Origin of the sequence: Streptomyces sp. CB02414 (assembly GCF_001905385.1) — a bacterium.
Classification (GTDB): domain Bacteria; phylum Actinomycetota; class Actinomycetes; order Streptomycetales; family Streptomycetaceae; genus Streptomyces.
Window position 1 is genome coordinate 43529 of sequence record NZ_LIPF01000010.1, and the last position, 24860, is coordinate 68388.

At 72.5% G+C, this 24860-nt stretch carries 21 protein-coding genes; 7 read left to right on the top strand and 14 right to left on the bottom strand.

Annotated elements, in window-relative coordinates; genetic code table 11:
• Positions 1 to 51 precede the first annotated feature (51 nt).
• From AMK11_RS29425 to AMK11_RS29450, 6 genes are all read right to left on the bottom strand, one after another.
• The gene (locus AMK11_RS29425) at positions 52 to 984 is read right to left on the bottom strand and encodes an aminoglycoside phosphotransferase family protein (RefSeq protein WP_073731131.1); all 933 of its coding nucleotides are present in this window, start codon (positions 982 to 984) and stop codon (positions 52 to 54) included.
• A gap of 130 nt (positions 985 to 1114) precedes the next feature.
• Positions 1115 to 1852 carry a dienelactone hydrolase family protein gene (locus AMK11_RS29430; RefSeq protein ID WP_073731132.1) on the bottom strand — a complete coding sequence of 246 codons (738 nt, stop codon included), beginning with the start codon at positions 1850 to 1852 and terminating at the stop codon, positions 1115 to 1117.
• Between the two features lie 97 nt (positions 1853 to 1949).
• Positions 1950 to 3317: a CoA transferase gene (locus tag AMK11_RS29435; protein ID WP_198941491.1), complete on the bottom strand. Its 1368-nt coding sequence runs from the start codon at positions 3315 to 3317 to the stop codon at positions 1950 to 1952.
• On the bottom strand, positions 3314 to 3661 hold the full coding sequence (locus tag AMK11_RS29440) for a hypothetical protein (RefSeq protein ID WP_073731133.1): 348 nt from the start codon (positions 3659 to 3661) through the stop codon (positions 3314 to 3316). Before AMK11_RS29440 ends, AMK11_RS29435 begins: the two co-directional genes overlap by 4 nt.
• Before the next feature lie 141 nt (positions 3662 to 3802).
• Positions 3803 to 4693, bottom strand: a complete 891-nt coding sequence (locus AMK11_RS29445; protein WP_198941501.1) for an aminoglycoside phosphotransferase family protein — start codon at positions 4691 to 4693, stop codon at positions 3803 to 3805.
• A 99-nt stretch (positions 4694 to 4792) separates the two neighbouring features.
• Positions 4793 to 5110 carry a hypothetical protein gene (locus AMK11_RS29450; protein ID WP_073731135.1) on the bottom strand — a complete coding sequence of 106 codons (318 nt, stop codon included), beginning with the start codon at positions 5108 to 5110 and terminating at the stop codon, positions 4793 to 4795.
• 338 nt (positions 5111 to 5448) lie between these two features.
• On the opposite strand from AMK11_RS29450, the gene AMK11_RS29455 reads away from it, so the two are divergent.
• Complete coding sequence (locus AMK11_RS29455; protein WP_073731136.1) at positions 5449 to 6057, top strand: hypothetical protein; 609 nt, start codon at positions 5449 to 5451, stop codon at positions 6055 to 6057.
• A gap of 873 nt (positions 6058 to 6930) precedes the next feature.
• Complete coding sequence (locus tag AMK11_RS29460) at positions 6931 to 8322, top strand: MFS transporter (protein WP_198941492.1); 1392 nt, start codon at positions 6931 to 6933, stop codon at positions 8320 to 8322.
• A 42-nt stretch (positions 8323 to 8364) separates the two neighbouring features.
• Here the strand turns inward: AMK11_RS29460 and AMK11_RS29465 are convergent, their stop codons facing one another.
• From AMK11_RS29465 to AMK11_RS29490, 6 genes are all read right to left on the bottom strand, one after another.
• A complete protein-coding gene (locus AMK11_RS29465) occupies positions 8365 to 10335 on the bottom strand; it encodes a helix-turn-helix domain-containing protein (protein WP_073731138.1) in 1971 nt (656 codons plus the stop codon).
• A gap of 75 nt (positions 10336 to 10410) precedes the next feature.
• Complete coding sequence (locus AMK11_RS29470) at positions 10411 to 11211, bottom strand: 3-hydroxybutyrate dehydrogenase (protein WP_073731139.1); 801 nt, start codon at positions 11209 to 11211, stop codon at positions 10411 to 10413.
• A gap of 54 nt (positions 11212 to 11265) precedes the next feature.
• Positions 11266 to 11745: an NUDIX hydrolase gene (locus AMK11_RS29475; protein ID WP_073731140.1), complete on the bottom strand. Its 480-nt coding sequence runs from the start codon at positions 11743 to 11745 to the stop codon at positions 11266 to 11268.
• Positions 11746 to 11813: 68 nt separating this feature from the next.
• Complete coding sequence (gene lnt, locus AMK11_RS29480) at positions 11814 to 13427, bottom strand: apolipoprotein N-acyltransferase (RefSeq protein ID WP_073731141.1); 1614 nt, start codon at positions 13425 to 13427, stop codon at positions 11814 to 11816.
• An 83-nt stretch (positions 13428 to 13510) separates the two neighbouring features.
• Positions 13511 to 14053: a hypothetical protein gene (locus AMK11_RS29485; protein ID WP_073731142.1), complete on the bottom strand. Its 543-nt coding sequence runs from the start codon at positions 14051 to 14053 to the stop codon at positions 13511 to 13513.
• Between the two features lie 79 nt (positions 14054 to 14132).
• Positions 14133 to 14918, bottom strand: coding sequence for a glutamate racemase (locus AMK11_RS29490; protein WP_073731143.1), 786 nt, complete (start codon positions 14916 to 14918; stop codon positions 14133 to 14135).
• A 39-nt stretch (positions 14919 to 14957) separates the two neighbouring features.
• Between AMK11_RS29490 and AMK11_RS29495 the strand changes: the two genes are divergently transcribed.
• Positions 14958 to 16211: a glycosyltransferase gene (locus AMK11_RS29495; protein ID WP_073731144.1), complete on the top strand. Its 1254-nt coding sequence runs from the start codon at positions 14958 to 14960 to the stop codon at positions 16209 to 16211.
• A gap of 19 nt (positions 16212 to 16230) precedes the next feature.
• Here the strand turns inward: AMK11_RS29495 and AMK11_RS29500 are convergent, their stop codons facing one another.
• Positions 16231 to 17508, bottom strand: a complete 1278-nt coding sequence (locus AMK11_RS29500) for a TerD family protein (protein ID WP_073731145.1) — start codon at positions 17506 to 17508, stop codon at positions 16231 to 16233.
• Positions 17509 to 17804: 296 nt separating this feature from the next.
• Between AMK11_RS29500 and AMK11_RS29505 the strand changes: the two genes are divergently transcribed.
• From AMK11_RS29505 to AMK11_RS29520, 4 genes are all read left to right on the top strand, one after another.
• A complete protein-coding gene (locus tag AMK11_RS29505; RefSeq protein ID WP_073731146.1) occupies positions 17805 to 18245 on the top strand; it encodes a DUF6643 family protein in 441 nt (146 codons plus the stop codon).
• Between the two features lie 42 nt (positions 18246 to 18287).
• Positions 18288 to 19115, top strand: a complete 828-nt coding sequence (locus tag AMK11_RS29510) for an MOSC domain-containing protein (RefSeq protein WP_073731147.1) — start codon at positions 18288 to 18290, stop codon at positions 19113 to 19115.
• 139 nt (positions 19116 to 19254) lie between these two features.
• On the top strand, positions 19255 to 19860 hold the full coding sequence (locus AMK11_RS29515) for an Rv1733c family protein (RefSeq protein WP_073731148.1): 606 nt from the start codon (positions 19255 to 19257) through the stop codon (positions 19858 to 19860).
• A gap of 108 nt (positions 19861 to 19968) precedes the next feature.
• A complete protein-coding gene (locus tag AMK11_RS29520; protein ID WP_073731149.1) occupies positions 19969 to 22410 on the top strand; it encodes a right-handed parallel beta-helix repeat-containing protein in 2442 nt (813 codons plus the stop codon).
• Here AMK11_RS29520 and AMK11_RS29525 read toward each other — a convergent pair.
• The gene (locus AMK11_RS29525) at positions 22407 to 24815 is read right to left on the bottom strand and encodes a hypothetical protein (protein WP_073731150.1); all 2409 of its coding nucleotides are present in this window, start codon (positions 24813 to 24815) and stop codon (positions 22407 to 22409) included. The genes AMK11_RS29520 and AMK11_RS29525 overlap by 4 nt on opposite strands.
• Positions 24816 to 24860: the final 45 nt, after the last annotated feature.

A 24860-nucleotide genomic window follows, 5' to 3' on the forward strand; every position in this document is an offset into this window, starting at 1 on the left:
GGTGGAAACCTGGCCCTGGGACACCGGACGCGGACGACTGCCCGGCCTCGCTCACGAGATCGGGCGAGGCCGACGGAGTACTCGGCTGTCGGCCAGAGCCATGAGGAACCGAGTCTCCGCGTCGTCCCGCCCCGCACACCTTCTGGGGACCGCGACGAGGGCGGCCAGGGCTCGGCACCAGCCCAGCACCCGACGAGGAGACATGCCGGGAACCAGCGCCGCCAGCTCCTCGACCCTCTGCTCCAGCACGGCTGGATCCGCGACTCCGTCAAGCAACCAGTCCACGGCGTCGAAGTCCGGGTCGCCCCACGTCGGCCTCGGATCAATCGCCACCAGGCGGGCACCCGGACCGGACAGCACGTTGGCCGGATGAAGATCGCCGTGCACGAGTCCCACCGGCCCATTGGCCGCCAGTTCCAGGGCCGCCGCTCGCGCCTGCCGAAGCACCTTCGTGGCGGTTGGCTCGTTCACGTCGCGCGCCGCCAGCCTGCGGTCGGTCAAGTCGAAGACGAGGTCGACGCGGTGTGAGAGGCGCCGCAGTACCGAGTGCTCGCCCGGCACGGGAGCGGGGTCCCGCAGGTCCCGCAGCAACACGGCGACCTCGGCCAGATTCCACGCACTCCGGCTCACCTGCACCCCCGGCTCCACGTCCGCCAGCAGCAAAGCCCCGACGGTCAGATCTTGTGCCAGCAGCGTGACAACCGACGGCGTCTTCTCCCAGGCCCGCAGAGCTTCGGCCTCCTCCCGGGCGATCCCGGTCTCCGGCGTGAGTTTCAGCCATGCCGAGGTGCCGGTGTCCCGCTCGAAGCAGCGGAACACCCGCGAGGTGCCTCCTCCGCCCGTCGCGACAAGCTCCAGATCCCAGCGGTCAGCGAGTTCGTCCACGAGCGCCGGCAACTCGTCGCACCAGGCCAGCACCTCAGCTCCGAACCGAACGACGAGCCGGTCCCGGACCTCCGGCGCGACGCGGAGCAGCTCTGTCAACTTGTCCCCCGTGAGTGGCGGATGCGCTTTCGCGCATCCTGGAGTTCGTGATGCTGACCCTGACAGACATGCCGGGACCGTCCATCGCGTCGTTCAGGACCGCCTCGCGCTCGACCGGGCCAGTGCGGGGTTATGCCCCGGGCTCCTCCGTCAAGGGCAGGCACTCGGCGAGCAGGTCGACGACGTCGCGCCAGGCTCGCCGCGCGTGCTGCGGGTGGTAGCCGACGCCGGGGACCGTGGGGTGATCGACCGGCGGATGGTGGAAGGCGTGCAGGGCGCCGCCGTAGACCGCGAGGCGCCAGTCGACGCCCGCGGCTTGCATCTCGGCGGTGAACGCGTTCCGTTGCGCGGGTGGCATGATCGGGTCCTCCGACCCGACTCCGGCCCACACCGGGCAGCGAATGCGCGCCGCCTCGCCCGGCCGGCCCGTGGTGGTCGCGTTGACTGTGCCGATCGCGCGCAGGTTGACCCCGTCGCGCCCGAGTTCCAGCCCGACGGCGCCCCCGGTGCCGTAGCCTACGGCGGCGATCCGGTCGGGGTCGGTCCGCGGTTCGGTGCGCAGTACGTCGAGCGCCGCATGGCCGATGCCCCGCATCCGGTCGGGATCGGCGAGCAGCGGCAGGCAACGGGCCAGCATCTCCTCGGGGTCGCCCAGATAGCGCCCGCCATGGAGGTCGAAGGCCAGCGCCACGTATCCCAGTTCGGCGAGAGCGTCGGCCCGGCGGCGCTCGACGTCGCTGAGCCCCATGCCCTCCGGTCCGAGCAGCACTGCGGGCCGGCGGTCGGCACCGGCCGGGAGAGCGAGGTGCCCGATCATCGTCAGACCGTCGGCCGGGTACTCGACCGTACGCGTCGTAATCGTCGTCATGGGACTGGACTGTATTGACCGTCGAGCCCGACCCGGCCGCGGTTCTGCCGTCAGCAGTATGGGCTTTCGAACTGGAGCCAAGGGCCGTCGCGTGTTCTCAGGCCCAGTTCGGCCGATCGGTGCCCCATTGAGTCGGTGCGTGGTCCCAGTTCGTGGGTGCGCCGTCGTAGTGGACCGGGGGCAGGGCGTGACGCAGCCGACCGTAGGGCGATTCGGTCTCGGCGAGCCAGGACCCGGAATCGTAGGTGCCGGCTTCACCCCGCGCAGGGGTGGGGCGGATGTCGTGCAGCAGCCAGGACGCCGTGCCTGCCAGGGAGAGGCGCAGATGACATCCACCGCCGGTGGCCTGACGATCGCTCAGTGCACGTAGGACGGCGGCGGCGAGCAGGTAACCGGTTCCGTGGTCCAGCGCCTGTGCGGGCAGTACACCGGGGCGGCCGTCGGCTGTGGCCTCGATCGCGGCGATACCGGTACCGGCCTGGACCAGGCTGTCGAAGCCGCGACGCCCGGCCCAGGGGCCGGACCAGTCCCAGGCACACAGTTGGGCCACGATCAGGTCGGGGTACCGGTCCAGGAGCACGTCGGGAGTCAGTCCGTGCCGGTCCAGGGCACCGGGGCGGTAGCCGGTCACCACGACGTCCGCCCGGCCGAGGAGTTCCTCGAAGGCGTGCCGGTCGCCAGGGCTGCCGAGGTCCAGCAACGTGGAGCGTTTGCCCACACCGGTGTCGGCGTGGGCATCTGCGTCCTCTGGGAGCCGGGGGGCGTCCACGCGCAGCACGTCCGCGCCCAGCAGCGCCAGTGTCCGTGTGGCGACGGGGCCGGCGATGACACGGGTCAGGTCCAGGACCCGCACGTCCTGGGCCGGTACCGACGCGGGCGCCGGCAGCCGAGGACTGCCCTGGCCCACGTGCCGCCTCTCGACCAGGGCCGGCCCGGCCGCGGCGGGTGCGGAAGCCACGGCCACGGCCAGGCCGCCTGCCGCGTAGACGGTCTCCTGGACCTCCTCGGCCGGACGCGATGCCAACTCCTTCGAGAGCACGCCCACCAGCTCCCGGTCCCCTCCCCTGTCCGCGATGCCCAGGGCGCTGAGCAGCCGGGCCCGGTGGTGCGGGTAGTTGGCGTGGGTGCGAACCCAGCCGTCGGCAGCCGGCCAGAACCCGGACAGCGGGGCGAAGGACGTCGGGGCCCGGCCGTCGATGCGCAGGTGGCGTTCACTGACGAACGCGGTGGCCACCGCCGCCTCGTTCACCCGCACCGCGGGCACCGGCACGCGGTTGCGCAGCGCCAGCAGTTCCGCCGCCGCCAGTGAGCACACTCCGACGCCGGCCCGCGCCATTTCCCTCACCGGCAGACGTGACGGCAGGACAGCGCCCGCTCCCACGAAGGACACGTGCTGAACCAGTTGGCTCCGGCCCCCCAGGATCGCCCAGGCGTGTGCGGTGGCCGCGTCGTCGGTATACGTCATCCGCTCATCATGTACCCCGCGTACGGGACCAGGACCGCCGGAAGAGTCAGCAGGCGTGGCCCGAGGGGGCGGCCGGTGCGCAGGGGGCGGACGTCGTAGAGGAGGAGCAGGGCGAGGACGAAGGCGCCGAGCAGGAAAAGGGCGATCAGCACGAACCCGCCGGACTCGATCTGGTCGTAGGTGCAGCCGTCCAGGTCCCGGCGGCGCAGGTCCTCGTACCCGCAGTGACCGTGAGCTACGTACCAGCGCGCGCAGAGGATGGTGAAAAACGCGGGGACACCTATCAACAGGTGCACCACAAGCGGCGGCAGACAGCCGCGCAGGACGGGGAGGACGCTACGCATCCGGCCACCTCACCAAGGCACGGCCGACCAGTCTGTGATCGCAGCCACTCCTTCGGTCACAGGGCCGTCACAACTGCCTCATCGGCTACTCGCTCTCACCGATGCCTGGGTCTCGTGAGCGGGCCTACGACCGGGGCGACGTCACTCCATCGTCTCCAGAATGCGGTCGAGAGTCCGGCGTCCCATTCTGCTCATCGCCGGATTGCTCTCGACGTAGTACCAGACAAGACCCATCGCCTGTTCGAACGCCCATGCCTTGCCGCGCTCCCACTCCAGATCGTCACAGACCAGCGTCCGCCGGAGCACTTCCCGCGGGCCTGGCCGCAACAGGTGCCAGGCGCCGACGAGATCCAGCGCGGGGTCGGCCGGGCCGAAGCCGCCGGTGTCGAGTACGCCGCTGAGCCGGTCTCCCGTGACCAGTACATTGCCGGGGATCAAGTCACCATGGCTCATCACGTCGGCACCCGTGCGTGGCAACTCCCGAAAGTGGCCCCACACCTGGCGCAGCCGGGGCACGTCGAGCAGTCCCTCACTCTCCTCGAAGCACTTCGCCATCCAATCGTCATGGTGAGCGAGAACGCCGCCCCTGTTTTCGCCGCTGAAGATGCGTCCCCGCGTTTCGGCGTCCCGGAGAGACGCGATGAAGGCCGCAAGGTCCTCGGCGAAAGCGTCCGACCCACTCGGGTCGGCATCGGAGGCGATCGTTCCCGGCAGCCATGTCTGAACCGACCAGGGCATGGGGTAACCCGCTCCAGGCTTTCCCAAGGCGACCGGTTCCGGGGCGGGGAACCGAGAGACCTGTGCCAGCTCCGCGCTCGCCTGGGCTTCCTGTTCCAGAACCGCCAGCGTCTCGGCGGCATCGTTCAGACGCAGTGGGAAACGTGCGGAGAGGTCGTTCCCGATGCGGAAGATGGCGTGGACCGTCCCGGTCGACACCAGGGGTCGGATCGCCTTGCCGCTCCACTGAGGGAACTGTTCTCGGACCAGGGTCGCAACTATTTCGGTGGTCACGTCCACTTGGTCATCGTGCATGGTCAAGCAGGTCTCCGGGCTCCAGGGCACGAGGCCGCAGCAGTTGAGGCAGTTCAGTCAGGGACACCGCGGCAGTATCCCGGCACCCCCAGCAACACGCTACCCATTTCCGATCAACTGCCCGCTCCACGGAAGGATCCCTGTGCCTGGCGGCGTGGCACAGTCGCGGATCTGGGTCCGGATCGGGGTGGTGACCTCACCGGTGTCGCTGCTGTTGTTCATGCCGGAGACGCCGATGTGGGCGTACCCCTGCGCCTCGGTCCAGCCGAAGACGGACATGAGCTTGTCCTTCAGGCCCTCGGTCGCGTTCACCGTGCTGCCGTGGATGTCGACGTCCGCCCCGAGGGCGTGGGCGCGCTCGACCAGACGGTCCGCGACGGCGCTGTCTCCTTCACGCGGGCGGCAAGCGGGGCGCACTCCCCCGGCCCGTGCCCGGCGAGAGATGCACGAAGAATGGACCGCCTTACCTCGCCGCCACCCCCTCGAAGGGGATATGGACGACATCTGCCGCAAACTCTCTCCTGCTTCCTCCGCGCCACCCAACGCACCGAAATGCAATCGCCAGTTGATCTTCAACACCTTGACGAGAGATACTACCTGGCGGATGCGCGTTCCCGACCGAGTGGCACTCGCTTCAATATCCTCCCCCCGCAGGTCGTCGGAGGTCATCTACCAAGAGATTACTGGGCAGTTGACCTCAGGGTTTCGTGGTAGCGTCCTTACTCGAAGGGACAGTGCGACCTGAAAGGAAAATCGTGAACACGGAGAAGATCGCCGCTCGCCGCCTCTCGCTGGAAGAGGTGACGAAACTCGGCGTGAAGGACAGGATATTCGTTTCCGCCGACACTGCGGAACTCAAACTTCCCGACTGCTACGTCCCTGCTTTTCTGACCAAGCCCGGTGAAAGTTTCGAGGGCGGCTCGATCACGGCGAGGACCGTGTTCCGGGAAGAGGTCTCCTGCCTTCCCGACGACGAGAATGAAGCCGGAATCTACTTGGCCGACGAGAACGGCTCGGTGACCATCGAGGTCCTCCAGTCCGCCGGTGTCGTGCTGGACCTGGCACTTTTCATCCCCGGTGGTGACAAGGGGTCCCTCACGGCCCTTTACGCTGCGGCCCGGCAGGCGTTCGGCGCCGACGTCGTTCAGATCTGGCGCCAGGGCCTCAAGGAGGTTCCCGACGTGAAGGTCGACATCTTCGAGGAGCAGGTTCCCCGGGGGCGCAAGGCGAGCGACAACCCCAAGCGTGACCGTCGCGCGATCGACACCTACCCCACCCGTGCGGACTTCATCGAGTTCTCCGCGGGCTGGAAGCCGGTCGTTGAGATCCACAAGCCGGTCGTTGACGACACCCCGACCATCTGAGGCGGCGTTACCTCTCGTCTCGGCCTGAGAGACGAATGCGCCGGAGCCGGTCGACCCCTGAGCGGCAGGCGGCCGTCGGAAAACGGAGCGCCAGGGGTCGGCGTGTACGAGCGTCGTCCGCATCCGGACGCCACTGCACCGCCCCCGATCAGCACGGGCAGGTTCGACACCTGCCGAGCGTGCGTGGATACCTGGTCGTGGCTCTGGGGCGTACGACTCGGCGCCGTATGCGCGTCGAACTGCACAAGCCCGAGCCCAACGCCACCGCCGGCCACAGGAAGGATCTCGGGCCGAGCTAGAGATTGCGGCCGCGCCGGGACGTGAGGGGATGCGCCCGGCGCGGCCAATAATCACTTGTTGCCGCTTCGCCTCACCTCATCACGCACTGCGCGAAGAGAGCGAATGGCCGTGACCATCTTCTGGGCCCCCTCCTGCAATGGGGGCGGCTCTCGTCCCGAGCTTGCGGCGGCGCTCGATCTCGATCAGCGACCACACGACTTTTCGTGTGGAGTTGAAGTTACCGGGACTCGGCACCTCCTGTCTGGAACACCGGGGAGGTGAGCCATCTCCACGCTCACCGTTGAGGAGATCGAAGGAGATCGCAGCGTGGGAGCCGGCCTCCCTCGGGCCCACCTGGGTGCGCGAGTCGGACCACTGCGTCAAGTCCCTGAGAGCCGGGGATGGCGAGCCCCGGCGCTTCAGCACCGCACCGTCGAATCATCCTGTGAGACGTCTTCCCATGAGCCGGCATGGTGGCCACACGCATAGCCGACCCTCGAACTATGTTGCCCCGCCACATGTGCGCCTGACCTGCGGATTCCTACGGTGTGGCGACACGCAAACGTCCCCGCAGACCCCCAGGAAGTGGTGCCGATGTCGTCGCCCGCAACCGCTCCACCAGCCCCGCACAACCTCAAGCGCATCGTCGCCGCGTCCCTCATCGGCACCACCATCGAGTGGTACGACTTCTTCCTCTACGGCTCCGCCGCCGCGCTCGTCTTCAACAAGCTGTTCTTCCCGGACTCCGACCCGCTGGTCGGCACGCTGCTGTCGTTCCTGACCTACGCCGTCGGGTTCGCCGCACGACCGCTGGGGGCCTTGGTGTTCGGGCACTACGGTGACCGGCTCGGGCGCAAGAAGCTGCTGGTGCTGAGCCTGTTGATGATGGGCGGGGCGACGTTCGCGATCGGGCTGCTGCCCACGCACGCGACCATCGGCACGGCCGCTCCCGTGCTGCTGACCGTGCTGCGGCTGGTCCAGGGCTTCGCCCTCGGCGGTGAGTGGGGCGGGGCCGTACTGCTGGTGTCGGAGCACGGGGACGCGCGGCGGCGCGGGTTCTGGGCGTCGTGGCCGCAGACAGGAGCGCCCGCGGGGCAGTTGCTGGCGACCGGTGTGCTGTCGCTGCTGACGGCCGTGCTGTCGGACTCCGCGTTCAACAGCTGGGGGTGGCGCATTCCCTTCCTGCTCTCCGGCGTACTGGTCATGGTCGGTTTGTGGATTCGTCTGTCTGTCGACGAATCGCCGGTGTTCAAGCAGGCGTTGGCCAAGGCCGAGACGCGGAAGGCCAAGGCCGAGCCCATGCCGCTGGTCTCCGTACTGCGGCACCACTGGCGCGACGTACTGATCGCGATGGGCGCGCGGATGGCGGAGAACATCAGCTACTACGTCATCACGGCCTTCATCCTCGTCTACGCCACCACCGCCGCCGACGTCTCCAAACAGACCGCGCTCAACGCGGTGCTGATCGCCTCGGCCGTGCACTTCGCGGTGATCCCGGCCTGGGGTGCCCTGTCGGACCGGATCGGCCGGCGTCCCGTGTACCTGCTGGGGGCGGCCGGGGTCGGGCTGTGGATGTTCCCCTTCTTCACGCTGATCGACTCCGGGAGCTTCGGCGCTCTGCTGCTCGCGGTGACCGTGGGGCTGGTGCTGCACGGTGCGATGTACGCGCCCCAGGCGGCGTTCTTCTCCGAGATGTTCGCGACCAGGGTGCGCTACTCGGGTGCGTCCATCGGCGCCCAGTTCGCCTCCGTGGCGGCCGGTGCGCCCGCCCCGCTGATCGCCACCGCCCTGCTGTCCGAGTACGACAGCTCCACCCCGATCTCCCTCTACGTCATCGCCTCGGCCGTGCTGACGCTGATCGCCGTGGGCGTGGCCAAGGAGACGCGCAACCGGGACCTCGCCGATGTCGCGGCCTCCCCCGAGGACGCCGATCCGGACGGGACCGAGGCGACCGCCTCCCGTACCCCGGGGGCCCGCGCCCTCTGATCCGGCCCCGGCACCGGCCCCCGCACGCCGTGCGCGCGGGGGTCAGTGCTGTGCCGGTATCGACAGGCGGTGGAGTCTGAGGGCCAGTTGTATCTCCAGTGCGCGCTCGGGGCCCTGCCAGTCGTCGCCCAGGAGACGGCCGACGCGTTCCAGGCGCTGGGCGACCGTGTTCACGTGGACGTGGAGCGCGTCCTTGGTGCGGGCGGGGCTCATGCCGCAGGCGAAGTACGCGTCGAGGGTGCGCACGAGCTCGGTGCCGCGCCGCTGGTCGTAGGCGACGACCTGGCCGATGGTGCGGTCGACGAAACCGGAGACGTTCTGGTCGCCGGCCAGGAGCAGGCCCAAGAAGCCGAAGTCCTCGGCGGCGGCGCCGTCTCCGGAGCGGCCCAGCAGTCTCAGGGCGTCGAGGCAGCGCCTGGCCTCGGCGTACGCGGCGGCCACGGCGTCCGGGTGGGCGGCGAGGTCCTCCACGGGGGCGGAGGCGCCGACGGTGACGGCCTCGTGCACGGCCGTGCCCAGGTGCCGGGCGGTGCGGCGGGCCAGGTCCGTGGCGCCGTCCCCGGTGGTGAGGGGCAGCAGGAGTACGGTGCCGCCGTCGCGGGCGGCGGCGAGGCCGTGCCGGGTCGCGGCGAGGTGGGAGGCCGCGGCCCACAGCCGTCTGCGCGCGTCCGCCTCCTGGTCGGCGTCGGGCGCGGTGGCGTCCAGGCGGGCGGCGAGCACGACGTGGGTGGCGGCCAGGTCGGCACGCAGCCGTCGGGCGCGGTCGCCGAGCAGGCGCGGGTCGCGGTCGCGGGCGTCGAGCAGGTCGTCCAGGAGCTCGCCACGGACGCGCTGTTCGGCCTCGGCGGCGGAGCGGCGGGCGAGCAGGAGGAGCGAAGTGACCATCGCGGCCCGCTCCAGGGTGAGCTGGTCGACGGGGTCGAGCCCGGGGTGGCCGCGGAGCACCAGGGCGCCGAGCAGCTCGTCGCCGGCGGCGACGGCGGCGATCCAGTCGTCCTCGTGGCGCACCGCGTGGCCCTCGGCGCGGGACGATTCCAGGGCGCGCGCCGGTGCGGCCGCGGCCTCGGTGAACTCGACGGTGCCGTCCAGCACCTGGGAGACGGCGGCGGCCACGTCGTGGACTCCGCCGCCGCGCAGTACGAGTTCGGCGAGCCGGTCGTGGACGTCGGAGGCACGCTCGATGACGCCGCTGCGGTCCCGGATGATCTCGTTGGCCCGTTCCAGGCCGGCCAGGGCCGAGCGGGTCTCGGCGAGCAGGTTCGCGGTGTCGATGGCGGCCGCCGCCAGGGCGGCGAAGGAGCCGAGCAGGGCGATCTGCTCGCGTTCGAAGACCCGGGCGCGCCGGTCCGCGGCGAAGAGCACGCCGATGACGTGGTGGCCGAGCATGAGGGGGACGCCGAGGATGGCGACCAGCCCCTCGTCGCTCACACCCGCGTCGATGGTGCGGGTGTGCTGGAAGCGGGCGTCCTTGAAGTAGTCGTCGGTGACGTAGGGGCGGGCGGTCTGGGCGACGAGGCCGCCGAGTCCTTCGCCCATGCCGAGCCGCAGCTGCTGGAAGCGGGCGGCGACCGAGCCCTCGGTGACCCGCATGTAGGTGTCGCCGCGGGCCGGGTCGTTGAGGCTGAGGTAGGCCACGTCGGTACCGAGCAGGGAGCGGGCCCGCTGCACGATCGCGCGCAGAACGGCGTCCAGGTCGCGCAGTCCGGCGAGGTCGTGGGCCGTCTCGAACAGGGCGGACAGCTCGGCCTCACGCCTGCGCCTGCCCTCCAGCTCGGAGCGGACGCGCAGGGCGAGGTCCTTGGCCCGTTCGAGCGCGGCGATCCGCTCGGCGGGGACGGACTCCGCGCGGGCGAGGAGCACCGGCTGCTCGTAGGCGTCGGCGGAGGCACCCCTGGCCAGCAGCTCCAGGAAGGGGGTCTCGACGGGCGCGGGCGCCGGTTGCGCGGCGGCACCGGCCGGTGCCGCCGCGGCGTGGGCGGGGCGCTCGGCGGACTGCACGTGATCGCGGGACATGCTCACAGGATTCCCCATCGTGCGGTGGTCGCGGCAGCCCTGTGGAAAACCCGGTCCGCCGGGCCGCCACCCCGGTCAGTGGGCCGTCCAGCCGCCGTCCAGGACCAGCGACGTGCCGGTGACGAAGGACGCCTGCGGGCCGCACAGGTAGGCCACTGCCTCGGCGACCTCGTCGGGTTCGATGAGGCGCCGCAGCGCGCTGTCCTTCAGCAGTACGTCGTTCAGCACCTGCTCCTCGGGAACGCCGTGGGCGCGGGCCTGGTCGGTGATCTGCCTCTCGACCAGCGGGGTGCGTACGTAGGCGGGGTTCACGCAGTTGGAGGTGACGCCGTGGGCCGCGCCTTCGAGGGCGGCGGTCTTGGACAGTCCCTCCAGGCCGTGCTTGGCGGCCACGTACGCCGCCTTGTAGGCCGAGGCGCGCAGGCCGTGGACGGAGGAGACGTTGACGATGCGCCCCCACCCCTGCCCGTACATGTGGGGCAGGGCGCCGCGGATGAGGCGGAAGGGGGCCTCCAGCATCACGGTGAGCACGGTGTGGAAGACGTCCGGCGGGAACTCCTCGATGGGCCGGACCAGCTGCAGGCCCGCGTTGTTGACGAGGATGTCGGTGCCGGCCGCGGCGCGTTCGGCGGCGTCCAGGTCGGTCAGGTCCAGGACGTGCGGTTCGACGCCGCCCGCCAGGTCACCGCAGCTCTCGGCGAGCGCGTCCAGCCCGGCGGCGTCCCGGTCGACGGCTCTGACCTCGGCCCCGGCTGCGGCGAGCCGCTGCGCACAGGCACGGCCGATGCCGCCGGCGGCACCGGTGACGAGGGCGGTGCGGCCGCGCAGGTCGAGCGAGGAGGCGTGGGGGGCCGGGAGGACGCTGGGCGAGGTCATGTCCCGACCCTAGGCAGGCCGCCCCGCTCACCACATGTGGGCGCGCTCCATACTTCAGAGTGAACCAGTGGTGTCGAACCATGTGGGGGCGTCGGACAGTGCCTGCTTGATCCGGAACTGCCCGAACTCCCCCAGGTCCGGCAGGGCGTCCACTTCGAACCAGCCCACCTCCAGCGACTCGTCGTCGTTGACCCTGGCCGCGCCACCGACGGCCCGGCAGCGGAAGGTGATGTCCATGAACTGGCAGACGTCCCCGTTGTCGTACGTGACGGGGCTGAGCGCCTGTGCGAGGACCAGCCGTTCGACGACGCACCGTACGGCGGTCTCCTCCTCCACCTCGCGCACGGCGCAGGCCGCGGGCTGCTCCCCCGGTTCCGGGATACCTCCGATCAGGGACCAGCGGCCGTTGTCCGACCGCCGGCCGAGCAGCACTCTGCCCTCGTCGTCGAAGACGACGGCGGTGACCCCGGGGAGCCACAGCAGCTGGTGTCCGGCGGTGACGCGCAGGTCGCGGATGAAGTCGGGAGTAGCCATGGGCACGACCCTAACGGGCGGCCCGGACCGCTCCCGCCGGTGTCGCGGGGCGTGCGGCGGGCGTACGGCTACACGCCACCGGCGCGCCGGCCGCGCACACCGGCGCCGACGGCCCAGCCGAGCCCGCCGGCCGCGACCAGCACCAGGACGATCTCGGGGGCCACGCCCAGCCGGGTGGCGGGCGTCTGGGAGGAACGCAGCGGTACCTCCTGGACCAGGGAGTCCGCCACGAACATGCCGGTCTTCTGGGTGACCGTGCCGTCCGGCATGATGATCGCGCTGACGCCGCTGGTGACCGGTACGGCGACGGTCCGGCTGTGCTCGACCGCGCGGACGCGGGACATCGCGAGCTGCTGGTAGGTCATCTCGCTGCGGCCGAAGGTCGCGTTGTTGCTGGGCACCGAGATCATCTGGGCGCCGTCGGTGACCTCGGAGCGCACCGCCCAGTCGAAGGCTGCCTCGTAGCAGGTGACGAGCCCCACCTCGGTGCCGGCCATGGTGAACACGCCGGGCTCGGAGCCCCGGCTGAAGTCCTGGCTGACCATGGAGGTCCACTCGTCGTTGATCGCCCCGATGAGCGAGCGCAGCGGCAGGTACTCGCCGAACGGCTGGATCTGCCGCTTGTCGTAGGTGTCGACGGGTCCCTTGTCCGGGTCCCACAGGATCTGCTCGTTGAGGAGCTTGCCGTCGCGTTCCACGACGCCGCCCACCGAGATGGGCACGCCGATCGCCCGGGCGGCCCGGTCGATGACCGCGCGGGCGTCGGGGTTGGCGAAGGGGTCGATGTCGGAGGAGTTCTCCGGCCAGAGCACGAAGTCGGGCCGGTCCACCTCGCCGGCCGCGACCTCGGCCGCCAGGCGCCGCGTCTCGCGCGCGTGGTGGTCGAGCACGGCCCGGCGCTGGGCGTTGAAGTCCAGACCCGCGCGCGGCACGTTGCCCTGTATCACGGCGATGGTCGCGGTGCCGTCCTCGGCCTCGTCGCTGACCAGTGGGCGGGCGGCGACGGCGCCCACGAGGGGTACGGCCACGCTCAGGAGGGCGACGGCCGCCGCCCCGCGGCGCACCTCGCCGGTGCGACGTGCCCGGACGGCCAGACGGACGGCCTCGTGGAGGCCGAAGCCGCAGAGGACCACCGCGAAGCCGAGCACCGGTGTGCCGCCGACCGCGGCGAGCGGCAGGAACACGCCGTCCGCCTGGCCGAACGCGATCTTGCCCCAGGGAAAGCCCTCGAAGGGCACCCGCGCGCGTGCGGCCTCCCCGGCGATCCACAGCGCGGCCGCCCACAGGGGCCATCCCGGCAGCTTCGACACCGCCGCGGCGCCCGCGCCGACCAGCGCCACGAAGACCGCCTCGATCGCGGCCAGGGCGAGCCAGGGGCCGGGGCCGACCTCCACGCCGGTCCACACCAGCAGTGGCAGCAGGAAGCCGAGGCCGAAGAGGTAGCCGAGGCCGAGGCCCGCCTTCCAGCCGCGGCCGCGCAGCGCCCAGCCGAAGCCGGCGAAGGCGGGCAGGGCCAGCCACCACAGGGTGCGCGGCGGGAAGCTGACGTAGAGCAGCACTCCGGAGAGCGCGGCGGCGACGGCCGGGAGGAGGCGCAGGAGCCACGCGGCGGCGCGTGAGGGGGGCGTGTCCTGGGGGTGCGTCCGGTCCGGCTCGCCGACGGAGGTTGCGGTGGCTGTCACCCCCCGGAGTGTACGGCGGGTGACCGCGCGGCCGACAGCACGGCCCCCGGCCTGCGACCGGCCCTCGCGCCGGGAGTGCGTGGTCAGCGCGCCGAGCCGGGGGCCTTCGGCCGCAGGCGGTCCTTGATGACCTGGACGGCCGTTTCCGCGTCGTCGACGGTGACGGTGAAGGTGTGGCCGTCCCACAAGCGCAGGACCAGGCCCTCCCCGCGGCGTACGACGACCGCGGTGCCCTTCTCCGGTCGCCAGCGGTAGCCCCAGCCGCCCCAGTGGCGCGGGGTGACGTGGGGGGCGAACTCGGCGCCGGCGACCTGGGAGAGGGGGATGCGGCGGCGGGGCACGCCGATGTGGCCGCAGCGCACCTCCAGGCACTCCTCGTCGACTCTCAGCGCGACGTGCACGAAGGCGAGCGTGCCGAAGAGGACCAGCAGTCCCGCCGCGATGCAGCCGACGACCGCCATGGCCAGCGGGGCGCCGCCGGACTCCCAGGCCGATTCGACGGCCAGCGCGATGCCGAACGCCAGGCAGGCGGCACCGATGAGGGCCAGCAACCACTGGACCCGGTTGGTGGCACGTCCGGTCCAGACGTGCGGTGGGGGGACGCTCTCGCCGTGGCGATGCCTCATGGATATGAGGTTACTCAGGTTTCGCTGCGCCGGTACCTCGTCGCGCAGGGTGACTGGGCCGACCGGGCGGCCCCGCCGGTCAGCGCGCCGGCGTGACGGCTTGGAGCAGCCGGCCCTCGTCGTAGGCGAGCGCGGGAGCGGGCAGCATGCCCTCGCGGCCGCTCAGGAGCACGGTGAGGGTGCCTGCGGCCGGGGCGCCGGGGTCGGGAGCGGTGCCGATCCGGCGCAGCGCCTGGGTGGCGACCGCGCCCGCGGAGCCGTGCAGGACAAGGCGCGGGCCGTCGGGGCGCTGGACGGCGGCCCGGATGCGTTCGGCGACCAGTTCGTAATGGGTGCAGCCCAGGACGACGGTCGTGACGTCGTCGGGCGTCAGGGCGGCCGCGGCGGCGACGGTCGCGTCGATCGCCGTCTCGTCCGCGTGCTCGACGGCGTCGGCGAGCCCCGGGCACGGCACCTCGGTGACCTTCGCCTCCCCGGCGAACTCCTTGATCAGGTTCCGCTGGTAGGCGCTGCCGGTGGTGGCGGGTGTCGCCCAGATCGCCACGGGGCCGCCGCCGGACGCCGCGGGCTTGATCGCCGGAACGGTGCCGATGACCGGCACTGCGGGCTCGAGGCGGGCGCGCAGCGCGGGCAGTGCGTGCACCGTGGCGGTGTTGCAGCCGACGATGAGGGCGTCCGGGCGGTGCGCGGCGGCCGCCTCGGCGACGGCGAGGGCCCGTCCGGTGAGGTCCTCGGGGGTACGCGGGCCCCAGGGCATGCCGTCGGGGTCCAGGGAGAGGATGAGATCGGCGTCCGGTCGCAGGCGCCGTACCGCGGCGGTGGCCGCCAGCAGACCGATTCCGGAGTCCATGAGCGCGATCTTCACCCGGCCACCATAGTCGATGCGCCGTCGCGGGCCCGTGCCGTGGGGCAGACTGCGCACGTGAGCGCCGATGTGTGGACTGCCGTCGTGACCGTCGTATCCGCCCTCTCGTTCGCCGCCTGGCTGTGGCTGCTGCTCGCCCGGGGCTTCTTCTGGCGTACGGACGTCCGGCTGCCGGCCCAAGAGGAACCGGACGTGTGGCCCTCCGTCTGCGTCGTCGTCCCGGCGCGCGACGAGGCGGCCGTCCTGCCCTCGAGCCTGCCGTCCCTGCTCGCCCAGGACTATCCGGGGCGGGCGGAGGTCTTCCTGGTCGACGACGGCAGCACGGACGGCACGGCGGACCTGGCGTGCGGGCTGGCCCGGCGGCAGGAGGGGCTGCCGCTCACCGTGGCCTCGCCGGGGGAGCCGCCGGCCGGCTGGACCGGCAAGCTGTGGGCGGTGCGGCACGGCATCGGCCTGGCGCGGGCACGCGAGCCCGAGTACCTGCTGCTGACGGACGCCGACATCGCTCACGCGCCGGACAGCCTGCGCCGGCTGGTGGCGGCGGCCCGCGCCGGTGGTTTCGACGTCGTCTCGCAGATGGCCCGGCTGCGGGTGGAGAGCGTGTGGGAGCGGCTGGTCGTGCCGGCGTTCGTCTACTTCTTCGCTCAGCTGTACCCGTTCCGGTGGATCGGCGGGAGCCGGGCCGGACGCGACGGGGCGGGCGGGAAGAGGAGGACGCGGACGGCGGCCGCGGCGGGTGGCTGCGTGCTGTTGCGCGCGGACGCCGCCGAGCGCGCCCGTGTCCCGGACGCCATCCGGCACGCCGTCATCGACGACGTGGCCCTCGCGCGGGCGGTCAAGGGCGTCGGCGGGCGGGTCTGGCTGGGTCTGGCGGACGGGGTGGACAGCGTCCGTCCGTATCCGCGGCTGCGCGACCTGTGGCGGATGGTCTCGCGCAGCGCGTACGCGCAGTTGCGGCACAACCCGTTGGTGCTCGCCGGGACGGTGGCCGGCCTGGCGCTGGTGTACCTGGTGCCGCCGGCGGCGGTCGTCGTGGGCGCGGCGACGGGCAGCGCATCGGCACTGGTCCCGGGCGCCGCCGCCTGGCTCGTGATGGCGGGGACGTACGCGCCGATGCTGCGGTACTACCGGCAGCCGCTGTGGCTCGCCCCGCTGCTGCCGTTCACCGCGTTCCTCTATCTCCTCATGACGGTCGATTCCGCGGTGCGGCACTACCGGGGGCGCGGCGCGGCCTGGAAGGGCCGCACCTACGCCCGTCCGGACGCCGTGCCCGAGGAGGGCCGGGCAGCCTGAGCGCTGCCCCCGGGGTGGGTCATTTCCGGCCGGGGGTCCAGTTCATGCCCCAGCCGTAGGCGTGGTCCACCGTCCGCTGCGGGCTCACTCCTCGCTCCGGCACGAGGTAGCGGGCTTCGCGCTGGACGACCAGGTCGTTGCCGTCGGCGGTGATCAGCGCGAGGGCGCACACCGTCGAGGGGACCGTGCACTCGTCGAGCGAGAAGTCGATCGGGGCGCCGTACTGCGGCTGGAGGGTCACCGTGGCGTGCAGGTCGGCGAAGGAGCGGGCGCCCTCGTAGATGGTGACGAAGACGAGGACGCGCCGGAAGTACTGCTTGTGATCGAGGTTGATCGTGAGGTTCTCCCCGGTCGCCACGGCCCCGGTGCGGTCGTCGCCGTCGAGGTGGATGAACGGCGGCCGGTCGAGGGCGCCGTAGGCGTTGCCGAGCGCCTGGACGACGCCCTTGCTGCCGTCGGTGAGTTCGTACAGGCAGCACAGGTCGAGGTCGAGGTCGTCGTGCATCGCGACCGGGCGGCCGAGTTTGCGGGCCCATCCGGAGAACTGCTTGCGCACCTCCCAGTTGAGGTTGACGCGCATGGCGCCCGAGGTGCCTCCCTGCTTGGTCAGCGAGACGGAGGGAGCGGCCTTGGTGAGCGTGACCTTGGTCAGGCGGACCGGCTCGGCGGAGGGCACCGCCGGCGGGGGCGGCGGGGTGGCGGCCGGCCGGGTCGCGGGCGGGGCCGGGGGCGCCTGCGGGGCGGCCGGGGCCTGCGGGGCGGCAGGGGGCGCCTGCTGCGGTTCGTCCACCGAGATGCCGTAGTCGGTGGCCAGTCCTTCGAGCCCGCTGTCGTAGCCCTGGCCCACGGCACGGAACTTCCAGGCACCCTGGCGGCGATAGAACTCGCCGAGCACGAAGGCCGTTTCCACGGTCGCGCCGGGATTGTCGAAGCGGGCGGCCACGGTGTTCCCGGCGGCCTCGCGGACCTCGATGTACATATCGGGTACCTGTCCGAACGCCCCGCCGTCCGAGGAGGCGGCGAGGATCACCGTCTCGATCGTGGGCTCCACGCGCGCGAGGTCGACGAGCAGACTGTCGGTGACCCGGCCGCCGGCGTCCCGTTTGCCCTCGTGACGGACCGCGCCGGAGGAGTGCGCCGGCTGGTTGTAGAAGACGAAGTCCGCGTCGGACCGGACCTTCCCGCCCACCAGGAGCAGCGCCGAGGCGTCCGCGTCGGGTACGCCGGGGCCGGTCCGCCAGCCCACTTCGACCCGGAGCGCCGTCGTGGGCACCGGGGTGTTCGAGCCTTTCGACATTGACATGTCCGCCCCCATCGCGTGTCACCGAGCCGGGCCGAGTCCCGGCGGTTCGCCTGGTTTTCCGCGCCCAACCTATTCCCCGGCCGCCCGTCCTTCACGAGAGGTACGGGAAGACGCCGGGACAACCGCCGGTAACCCGCCCGGAACTCGCCCTTTACCCCAAGATCGCGCGGCGTGTCGCCCCCTTTTCGCCGAATTCGCTCACATTGGGGATGCCGGGTCACTGCGGACACGGAAAACAACCCTCTTATCGGTCTCCCCAACCAGCACATCGTGGGCTTAACTTATGTGCCATGACCTCCCCCCGCTCCACTTATGGTGGCGGCTACTACTCCGCCTCCTTCCCGGACACCCCGATCTACGACTCGCTCGTGGCCGAGCGGGGCACCCCGCAGATCGCCCCGATCCGGGTCCCCGCCGCGTACGACGCGCCGGGCAGCCACCTGCCCGCGCTCCCGTCGGCCCTGCCCGCCCTTCCGGCCGGCCCCTCCCAGCCCTCCTACGGATACCCGCAGCAGGCGCCGCAGCCCGCCCCGCTGCAGCAGGCGCCCGCCGCGTACATCCCGCACCAGGCGACCGCGCCGCGCGGGTACCCCGGGCCCCAGCAGCCTCAGCCTCCCCGCCCGGCCGCGCCCGGCCCCGCGGGGTACGAGGCGATGCGCCCCGCGGCTCCCCGGCCGGCCCCGGCGCCGTACCAGGACCCGTACAACCAGCAGCAGTACCGCGGCTACTGAGCCGTCCCCGGGACTGTCGGTGCCACCTGGCACGATGGCTCCATGGGGAACGCGCGACTGCAGTCGATTCACGTCCATCCGGTCAAGGCGACCCGGAGCCTGTCGCTCCGGGAGGCCGTCGTGGAGCCCTGGGGGCTGGCCGGAGACCGCCGCTGGATGATGGTCGACGACGGGGGAAAGGTCGTCACACAACGCGGGCGGCCGCGCATCGCCCTGGCCGCCGCCGAGCCACTGCCCGGCGGCGGCGTCCGGCTGTCCGCGCCCGGCCGGGAGCCGCTGACGGTGCCGGTTCCGCGTGCGGGGGCCACCGTGCCGGTGCAGATCTTCCGGGACAAGGTGGAAGCGGTTCTGGCCGAGGACGAGGCGGTGCACGCCTGGTGCAGCGACTTCCTCGAAGCGGACGTCCGGCTGGTGCACCTGGACGATCCCGCCACGCGCCGTCCCGTCGACCCGCGGTACGCCCTTCCGGGCGAGACCGTCACCTTCGCCGACGGCTTCCCGCTGCTGCTCACCACGACTGCCTCCCTAGAGGCCCTCAACGCCCTGATCGCGCGGGGCGAGCACGCCGGAGAGGGCCCGCTGCCCATGGACCGTTTCCGGCCCAACGTGGTCGTCTCCGGCACCGAGGCCTGGGCCGAGGACGGCTGGTCCCGCCTCACCATGGGCGAAGTGGCCTTCCGCGTCGCCAAACCGTGCGGGCGCTGCGTGGTGACGACCACCGACCAGGGCACCGCCGAACGCGGCCGGGAGCCCCTGCACAGCCTGGGGCAACACCGCCGCGTGGACGGCAAGCTGGTCTTCGGACAGAACCTGGTCCCACTCGGCCGGGGCACGATCCGGGTGGGCGACCCGGTGCGGATCTCCGGATGACGTCCCGGTCGTCCGACTCGTCCGACGACCGGTTCCGGTCACCGGCCACAGAGGGGGAACCCGGTCCACCGACCGCGCGTTGGGTCTTGTGAGAGGTTCGTGAGAGAACCCGGCGGGGAGCGGGAAGGGGGCGCGGATCGTGCGGGCGATGGCGGGGCTCTGGCGCTGGCGGCACAATCCGCTGTGCCGTCCGACGGACCTGGCCGAGGCGTGGGTGGCCTGTGCCGGACTGCTGCTGATCCTGACCGTCGCTCCCCTGGCCGGTGCGCTCGTGGGCGGCTCGGCGCAGGACACGTTGCAGCGGTCGGTGCGCGAACAGCACGAGTCCCGGCACCGGGTGACCGCCACCGTTGTCCGCCCCCTGGAGCGTGCACCACTGACCGTCGCCCCGGAGGGTGCCTCCGGCGGGGACCTGCGCAGCCGAGTGATCGCCGACTGGACCGCGCCGGACGGCTCGCGGCACGAGGACTCCCTCACGGCGGGCCTCGACGACCCTGCCCCCGGCGACCACTTCGCGATATGGACCGACGGGCAGGGCCGGACGGTGCCCCGCCCGCTGGACGCCGAGACCGCGACGACGCACGCCGTGCTCGCCGGAATCGGCGCCGGACTGGCGGCCGCGGCCCTGGTCGAGGCCGGCCGGCGGATCGCCGTCCGCCGCATGGTCCACCGCCGCCACGCCCGCCTGGAGCGCGAGTGGGAGCGGGCCGGCCCGGACTGGGGCAGGACCGGCGCGGACAGCTGACGGGCTTCCGCCTCCGGTCAACTCACCACCTGCGCGCACGCTACGGTGGACCGGCCGAACCGAATCGGCGACGACCCGCGTACGACGAGGTGGGGGCACAGCAACGCCATGGCACAGGGCACGGTCCAGGTGACGCACACCGGCACCTCGCGGTGGCGGCGCCGCACGGGTGAGTACGCATCGCTCGCCGCCGCCCTGGAGGCCGCGGCCGACGGTGACGTCCTCACCGTCGCCCCCGGGACCTACCGGGAGAACCTCGTCGTCCACCGGGCGGTGACCCTGCGCGGGCCCGAGGGCGGGCAGGGTTCGGTCCGGATCGCCCCCGTGGACGGCGTCCCGCTGACCGTGCGCGCCTCGGCGGTGATCCAGGACCTGCACGTGGAGGGCCAGGACGCGGCGGCGCCCGCGGTCCTCGTCGAGGACGGCGTGCCGGAGCTGCTGGGACTGAGGGTGGTCGCGCGTTCCGCCTCCGGGATAGAGGTGCGCGGCGGCGCGCGGCCCACGGTGCGGCGCTGCGTCGTCGACAATCCGGCCGGTGCCGGCGTCGCCGTCGTGGACGGCGGGGGCGGCGTGTTCGAGGAGTGCGAGATCGTCTCCGCGGGGCAGGCGGGTGTCACGGTGCGCTCCGGCGCACACCCCCGGCTCGACCGCTGCCGGGTGCACCACGCCTCGGGTTCGGGCCTGACGGTGACCGGCGAGGGCTCCGCGCTGGAGGCCGTGGGCTGTGAGGTCTACGAGGTACGGGGCAGCGGCGTGCAGGTGACGAACCGGGCCACCGCTCACCTCACCGACTGCGACGTGCACCGCACCACCGGCGACGGCGTCACCCTCGACACGGACGCGGTACTCACCCTCGCCGACTGCCGTATCCACGACGTCCCGGAGAACGCGGTCGACCTGCGCTCCCGCTCCGTCCTCACCCTGACCCGCACCAGCGTGCGGCAGTTCGGGCGCAACGGACTGTCGGTGTGGGACCCGGGCACCCGCGTGGACGCCAACCAGTGCGAGATCTTCGACAGCACCGGTGACTACCCGGCGGTCTGGGTGAGCGACGGCGCCACCGCGGTGCTCGACTCCTGCCGGGTGCACGACGTGCCGGACGCGTTGTTCGTCCTGGACCGCGGCTCGCGCGCGGACGTCGTGGACAGCGACCTCTCCCAGGTGCGCAACACGGCCGTGTCGGTGAGCGACGGCGCCACCGCCCAGCTCGACGACTGCCGCATCCGGGACGCCGCCACGGGCGCCTGGTTCCGCGACCACGGCAGCGGCGGCACTCTGAACAACTGCACCCTGGACGGAAACCGCACCGGTGTGATCGTCACCAAGGGCGCCGACCCCACCATCGAGCGCTGCACGGTCGACTCCCCCTCGGAGGCCGGCGTCTACGTGTCGGCCGGGGGCCGCGGGAGTTTCCTCAACTGCCGCGTGACCGGCAGCGCCGGTTACGGCTTCCACGTGATCGACGGCTGCCGCACGACGCTCCGCAAGTGCCGCACGGAGCGGTGCGCGCGGGGCGGGTACGAGTTCGCGGACGGCGGCGCGGAGGCGGGCCGTGACGCCGGTCCGCTGGTCGAGGACTGCACCAGCGACGAGAGCGCCGGCCTGACCGCGCCCGCCGCGCCGGAGCCGGCCGTGCAGACGGTGAGCCAGTCCCCCGGCCTGCTGGGCTCCATCCCCGGGCAGCGCAGCGCCGAGCAGGAGCCCCTGATCGCCGGTACCGAACCGCTGGAACCGGCGCGGACCTCGAAGGCCGTACTGGGGGAACTGGACGCTCTCGTCGGCCTGGAGAGCGTCAAGCGCGAGGTCAGGGCCCTGACCGACATGATCGAGGTGGGCCGGCGGCGGCAGCAGGCCGGACTGAAGGCCGCCTCCGTCAAGCGTCACCTGGTGTTCACGGGCTCCCCCGGCACCGGCAAGACGACGGTCGCCCGGCTGTACGGCGAGATCCTCGCCTCCCTCGGCGTGCTGGAGAAGGGGCATCTCGTCGAGGTGTCCCGGGTCGACCTGGTCGGTGAGCACATCGGCTCCACGGCGATCCGCACCCAGGAGGCGTTCCAGCGGGCGCACGGCGGTGTGCTGTTCATCGACGAGGCGTACGCGCTCTCCCCCGAGGACGCCGGCCGGGACTTCGGCAAGGAGGCCATCGACACGCTGGTGAAGCTGATGGAGGATCAGCGGGACGCGGTCGTGGTGATCGTCGCCGGGTACACGGCGGAGATGGAACGCTTCCTGTCCGTCAATCCGGGCGTCGCCTCCCGCTTCTCACGGACCATCACCTTCGGCGACTACGGTCCCGGGGAGCTGCTGCGGATCGTGGAGCAGCAGGCCGACGAGCACGAGTACCGGCTGGCGCCGGGCACGGCCGAGGCGCTGACGGAGTACTTCACGGCGCTCCCGAAGGGTCCGGCCTTCGGCAACGGCCGTACCGCCCGCCAGACGTTCGAGGCGATGGTGGAGCGGCACGCGAGCCGGGTCGCCCAGCTCGCCGACCCGAGCAAGGACGACCTGACCCTGCTCTACGCCGAGGACCTGCCGGAACCGCGGCCCTAACACTCGTCCGTCCCGTCGTCCGCCGCCGGGACTGAGGACGGGCGGCCGGTGTGGCGGGGTGCCGGCACCTCGGGGCGCAGGCGGGCGAGCAGCCGCCGCCGTTCCTCGGCGAAGGCCGGGTCGGCCTGGTAGTCGGAGTGGCCGAGGATCGGCGCGGGCAGCGGGTGGAGTTCCGTGCGGCCGTACGTCAGGGGGTCCTTGAGGGGTGGGCGGTCCACCGAGGGGCCCGAGTCGCCGGGCAGCCGCATCGGGCCGCCGATGGGGTCGGTGCGCCGGTACAGGTTGCGCCAGCAGTCGACCTCCTCGTGCAGGGAGCCGAGCGCGGCCGGTCCGAAGTGGGCCGGGAACCAGCGGCCGTACAGGCGCTCCAGCGGGGAGCCGTAGGTGAGGAGTGCGACCCGTCTGCGGGCGGGCGGCTCCAGTTGCCAGGCGGCCGAGGCGGCGAGGACGCTGCCCTGCGAATGCCCGGAGATGACCAGCCGCCCGCCGGTGGCCCGGGTCCAGGTCGCCATCCGCCAGGTGAGGTCGGGCACCGCGCGCTCCGCGTAGCAGGGCGGCGCGAACGGGTGGGCGGCGCGCGGCCAGAAGGTGCCGACGTCCCACAGGATGCCGATGGTGCGCCGCGCGGAGGCGTCCTTGTAGGCGCGCCTGCCCCAGGTGACGAACAGTATGAAGCCGAGGCCGATGAGCCAGGAGCCCAGTGCCTGCGCGGTCTGGACGGCGCCGTGCACGACGGCGTACGTCCCTCGCGCGGCGTCGGCGGGAACCTGGTCGGTCACCAGGGCGCCGGCCAGGGCCGCCGCGCCGAGCAGCAGTGTGGTCGCGGAGACGATGGCCACCAGGAGGGGTGCCCGGTCGGTGAGGGTGGCCAGGGCGCGGGTGAGCGCGATGCGCCGGGTGCGACCGGGGTCCCCGGCCTCGCCGGGGTGGTCGTCCTCGATGCCGGCCCGTTCGGCGCGGGCCAGGCGCCAGGTGTGCCGGGCGAGCGCGGCGCAGAGCAGCAGGACGACGACGAGCAGCGGCGGGATGACGGACGCCTGCCAGGTCAGCAGGACCGGCGGCCCGTCGATGGAGGTGCCGGTGCCGTCCAGCCAGTCGGCGACGCGCTGGGCGACGCCGCCGGACATCACCCCGCCCAGCGCGCAGGCCAGCATCGCGACGGACGGCCCGCCGAGACCTCGGATGGCGGCCCGGGAGTCGGGGCTGCTGCGGTGCAGCACGTGGGCGACCACGGCGAGGACGAGGACCAGCAGGCCCTGGACGAGGGCGATGCCGCCGAAGGTCATGTCCCCGGGCAGCCGCCCGGCGGACGACCACTGCGGGCGTGACCAGCCGCCGTACAGCAGGGCGAGGACGAACAGGACGAGGGCGGCCAGTGGCAGCAGCCGTACGAGACGTTCGTCGAGTTCCCGGTCGAGGCGCCGCTCGCTGCGGCCCCGGCGGCAGACCACCGCGACCACGGCGACCGCCCCGGCGGCCAGTGCCGCCACCAGGAGCCAGCCCAGTGTGTCGAGCGTCGCGGGCCCGCCCGGCCGACGGTCGAAGCGGGCCGCGGGCGCGCCGACCGCCGCGGCGACGGTCAGGAGGGCGGCGGCGGTGTGCGCGGCGCGCAGCCGGGCCACGAGCCGCCGCCCGTACCAGAACCCGGGCCGGCCGAGCGCGGTGTGGGCGGGGTCCTCCCCGGGAACCGATTCCGGACCGGACTCCGGACCGGCCTCGGGGCCGGACTCCGGACCGGTCTCGCGGTCCATCGGCTGCTGGGACTCGTAGGCCCGCCAGGTACGCAGCGACAGGTACCACAGCAGCCCGGTGAGCACCGCGGGCACCGCGGCCGCGAGGGCGAGCCTGCGGCCCGGCGTGCTCCACCAGCCGCCGTCCGACATCACCGGCGACAGGAAGCCCAGCCAGGAGTGCCGCTCGGCACAGGCGCGCGTGCCCGCGCACTGCCAGGCCACGAGGTCGAGCGCGACCTCGCACGCCCCGGCGACCAGCAGCACGGTCAGGGTCAGTCCCGCCAGCCGCACCAGCAGCCCGTAGAGGCGGACCGTCCGGGTCCGGCCGTGTGCGGTGGGCCGCATCCAGTGGGCGAGGTTGACCACCATGAACGGCAGGAGCAGCAGCCACAGCGCGCGGGTGCCGTTGCCGGAGGTGAGGTTGCACCAGACGTACGCCTCGGGTACCGGCCGGCCCCGGTAGTCCTCGGGCCGGGACTCGGCGTCGGCGTCCTCGGTGCGCCGGAAGACGGCGGCGATGTGGTCGCCGGTGACCCGCACGGTCCGCGGGTCGTCCAGCATCTCGGCGGGCGTGGTGCCGCCCACTCCGTGGACCAGGAGTTCCAGGGCGGTGCCGCTCCTCTCGGGAGCGTCCCGCCCGCCCGTCCCGGCCCGCTCCTGCGCCTGTTCCACTGTCCCTGCTCCCCCGGTGACGTGCCGTCGGCTGTGTACGTGCGG

What these genes read in the sequence shown, in the direction of transcription:
- AMK11_RS29520 (WP_073731149.1), top strand. Translation starts at nt 19,969, where the DNA reads ATGGCACAGGGCACGGTCCAGGTGACGCACACCGGCACCTCGCGGTGG.
- AMK11_RS29435 (WP_198941491.1), bottom strand. Translation starts at nt 3,317, where the DNA reads ATGACGTATACCGACGACGCGGCCACCGCACACGCCTGGGCGATCCTG.
- AMK11_RS29440 (WP_073731133.1), bottom strand. Translation starts at nt 3,661, where the DNA reads ATGCGTAGCGTCCTCCCCGTCCTGCGCGGCTGTCTGCCGCCGCTTGTG.
- AMK11_RS29460 (WP_198941492.1), top strand. Translation starts at nt 6,931, where the DNA reads ATGTCGTCGCCCGCAACCGCTCCACCAGCCCCGCACAACCTCAAGCGC.
- AMK11_RS29465 (WP_073731138.1), bottom strand. Translation starts at nt 10,335, where the DNA reads ATGTCCCGCGATCACGTGCAGTCCGCCGAGCGCCCCGCCCACGCCGCG.
- AMK11_RS29510 (WP_073731147.1), top strand. Translation starts at nt 18,288, where the DNA reads ATGGGGAACGCGCGACTGCAGTCGATTCACGTCCATCCGGTCAAGGCG.
- AMK11_RS29430 (WP_073731132.1), bottom strand. Translation starts at nt 1,852, where the DNA reads ATGACGACGATTACGACGCGTACGGTCGAGTACCCGGCCGACGGTCTG.
- AMK11_RS29445 (WP_198941501.1), bottom strand. Translation starts at nt 4,693, where the DNA reads ATGCACGATGACCAAGTGGACGTGACCACCGAAATAGTTGCGACCCTG.
- AMK11_RS29470 (WP_073731139.1), bottom strand. Translation starts at nt 11,211, where the DNA reads ATGACCTCGCCCAGCGTCCTCCCGGCCCCCCACGCCTCCTCGCTCGAC.
- AMK11_RS29500 (WP_073731145.1), bottom strand. Translation starts at nt 17,508, where the DNA reads ATGTCGAAAGGCTCGAACACCCCGGTGCCCACGACGGCGCTCCGGGTC.
- AMK11_RS29475 (WP_073731140.1), bottom strand. Translation starts at nt 11,745, where the DNA reads ATGGCTACTCCCGACTTCATCCGCGACCTGCGCGTCACCGCCGGACAC.
- AMK11_RS29505 (WP_073731146.1), top strand. Translation starts at nt 17,805, where the DNA reads ATGACCTCCCCCCGCTCCACTTATGGTGGCGGCTACTACTCCGCCTCC.
- AMK11_RS29485 (WP_073731142.1), bottom strand. Translation starts at nt 14,053, where the DNA reads ATGAGGCATCGCCACGGCGAGAGCGTCCCCCCACCGCACGTCTGGACC.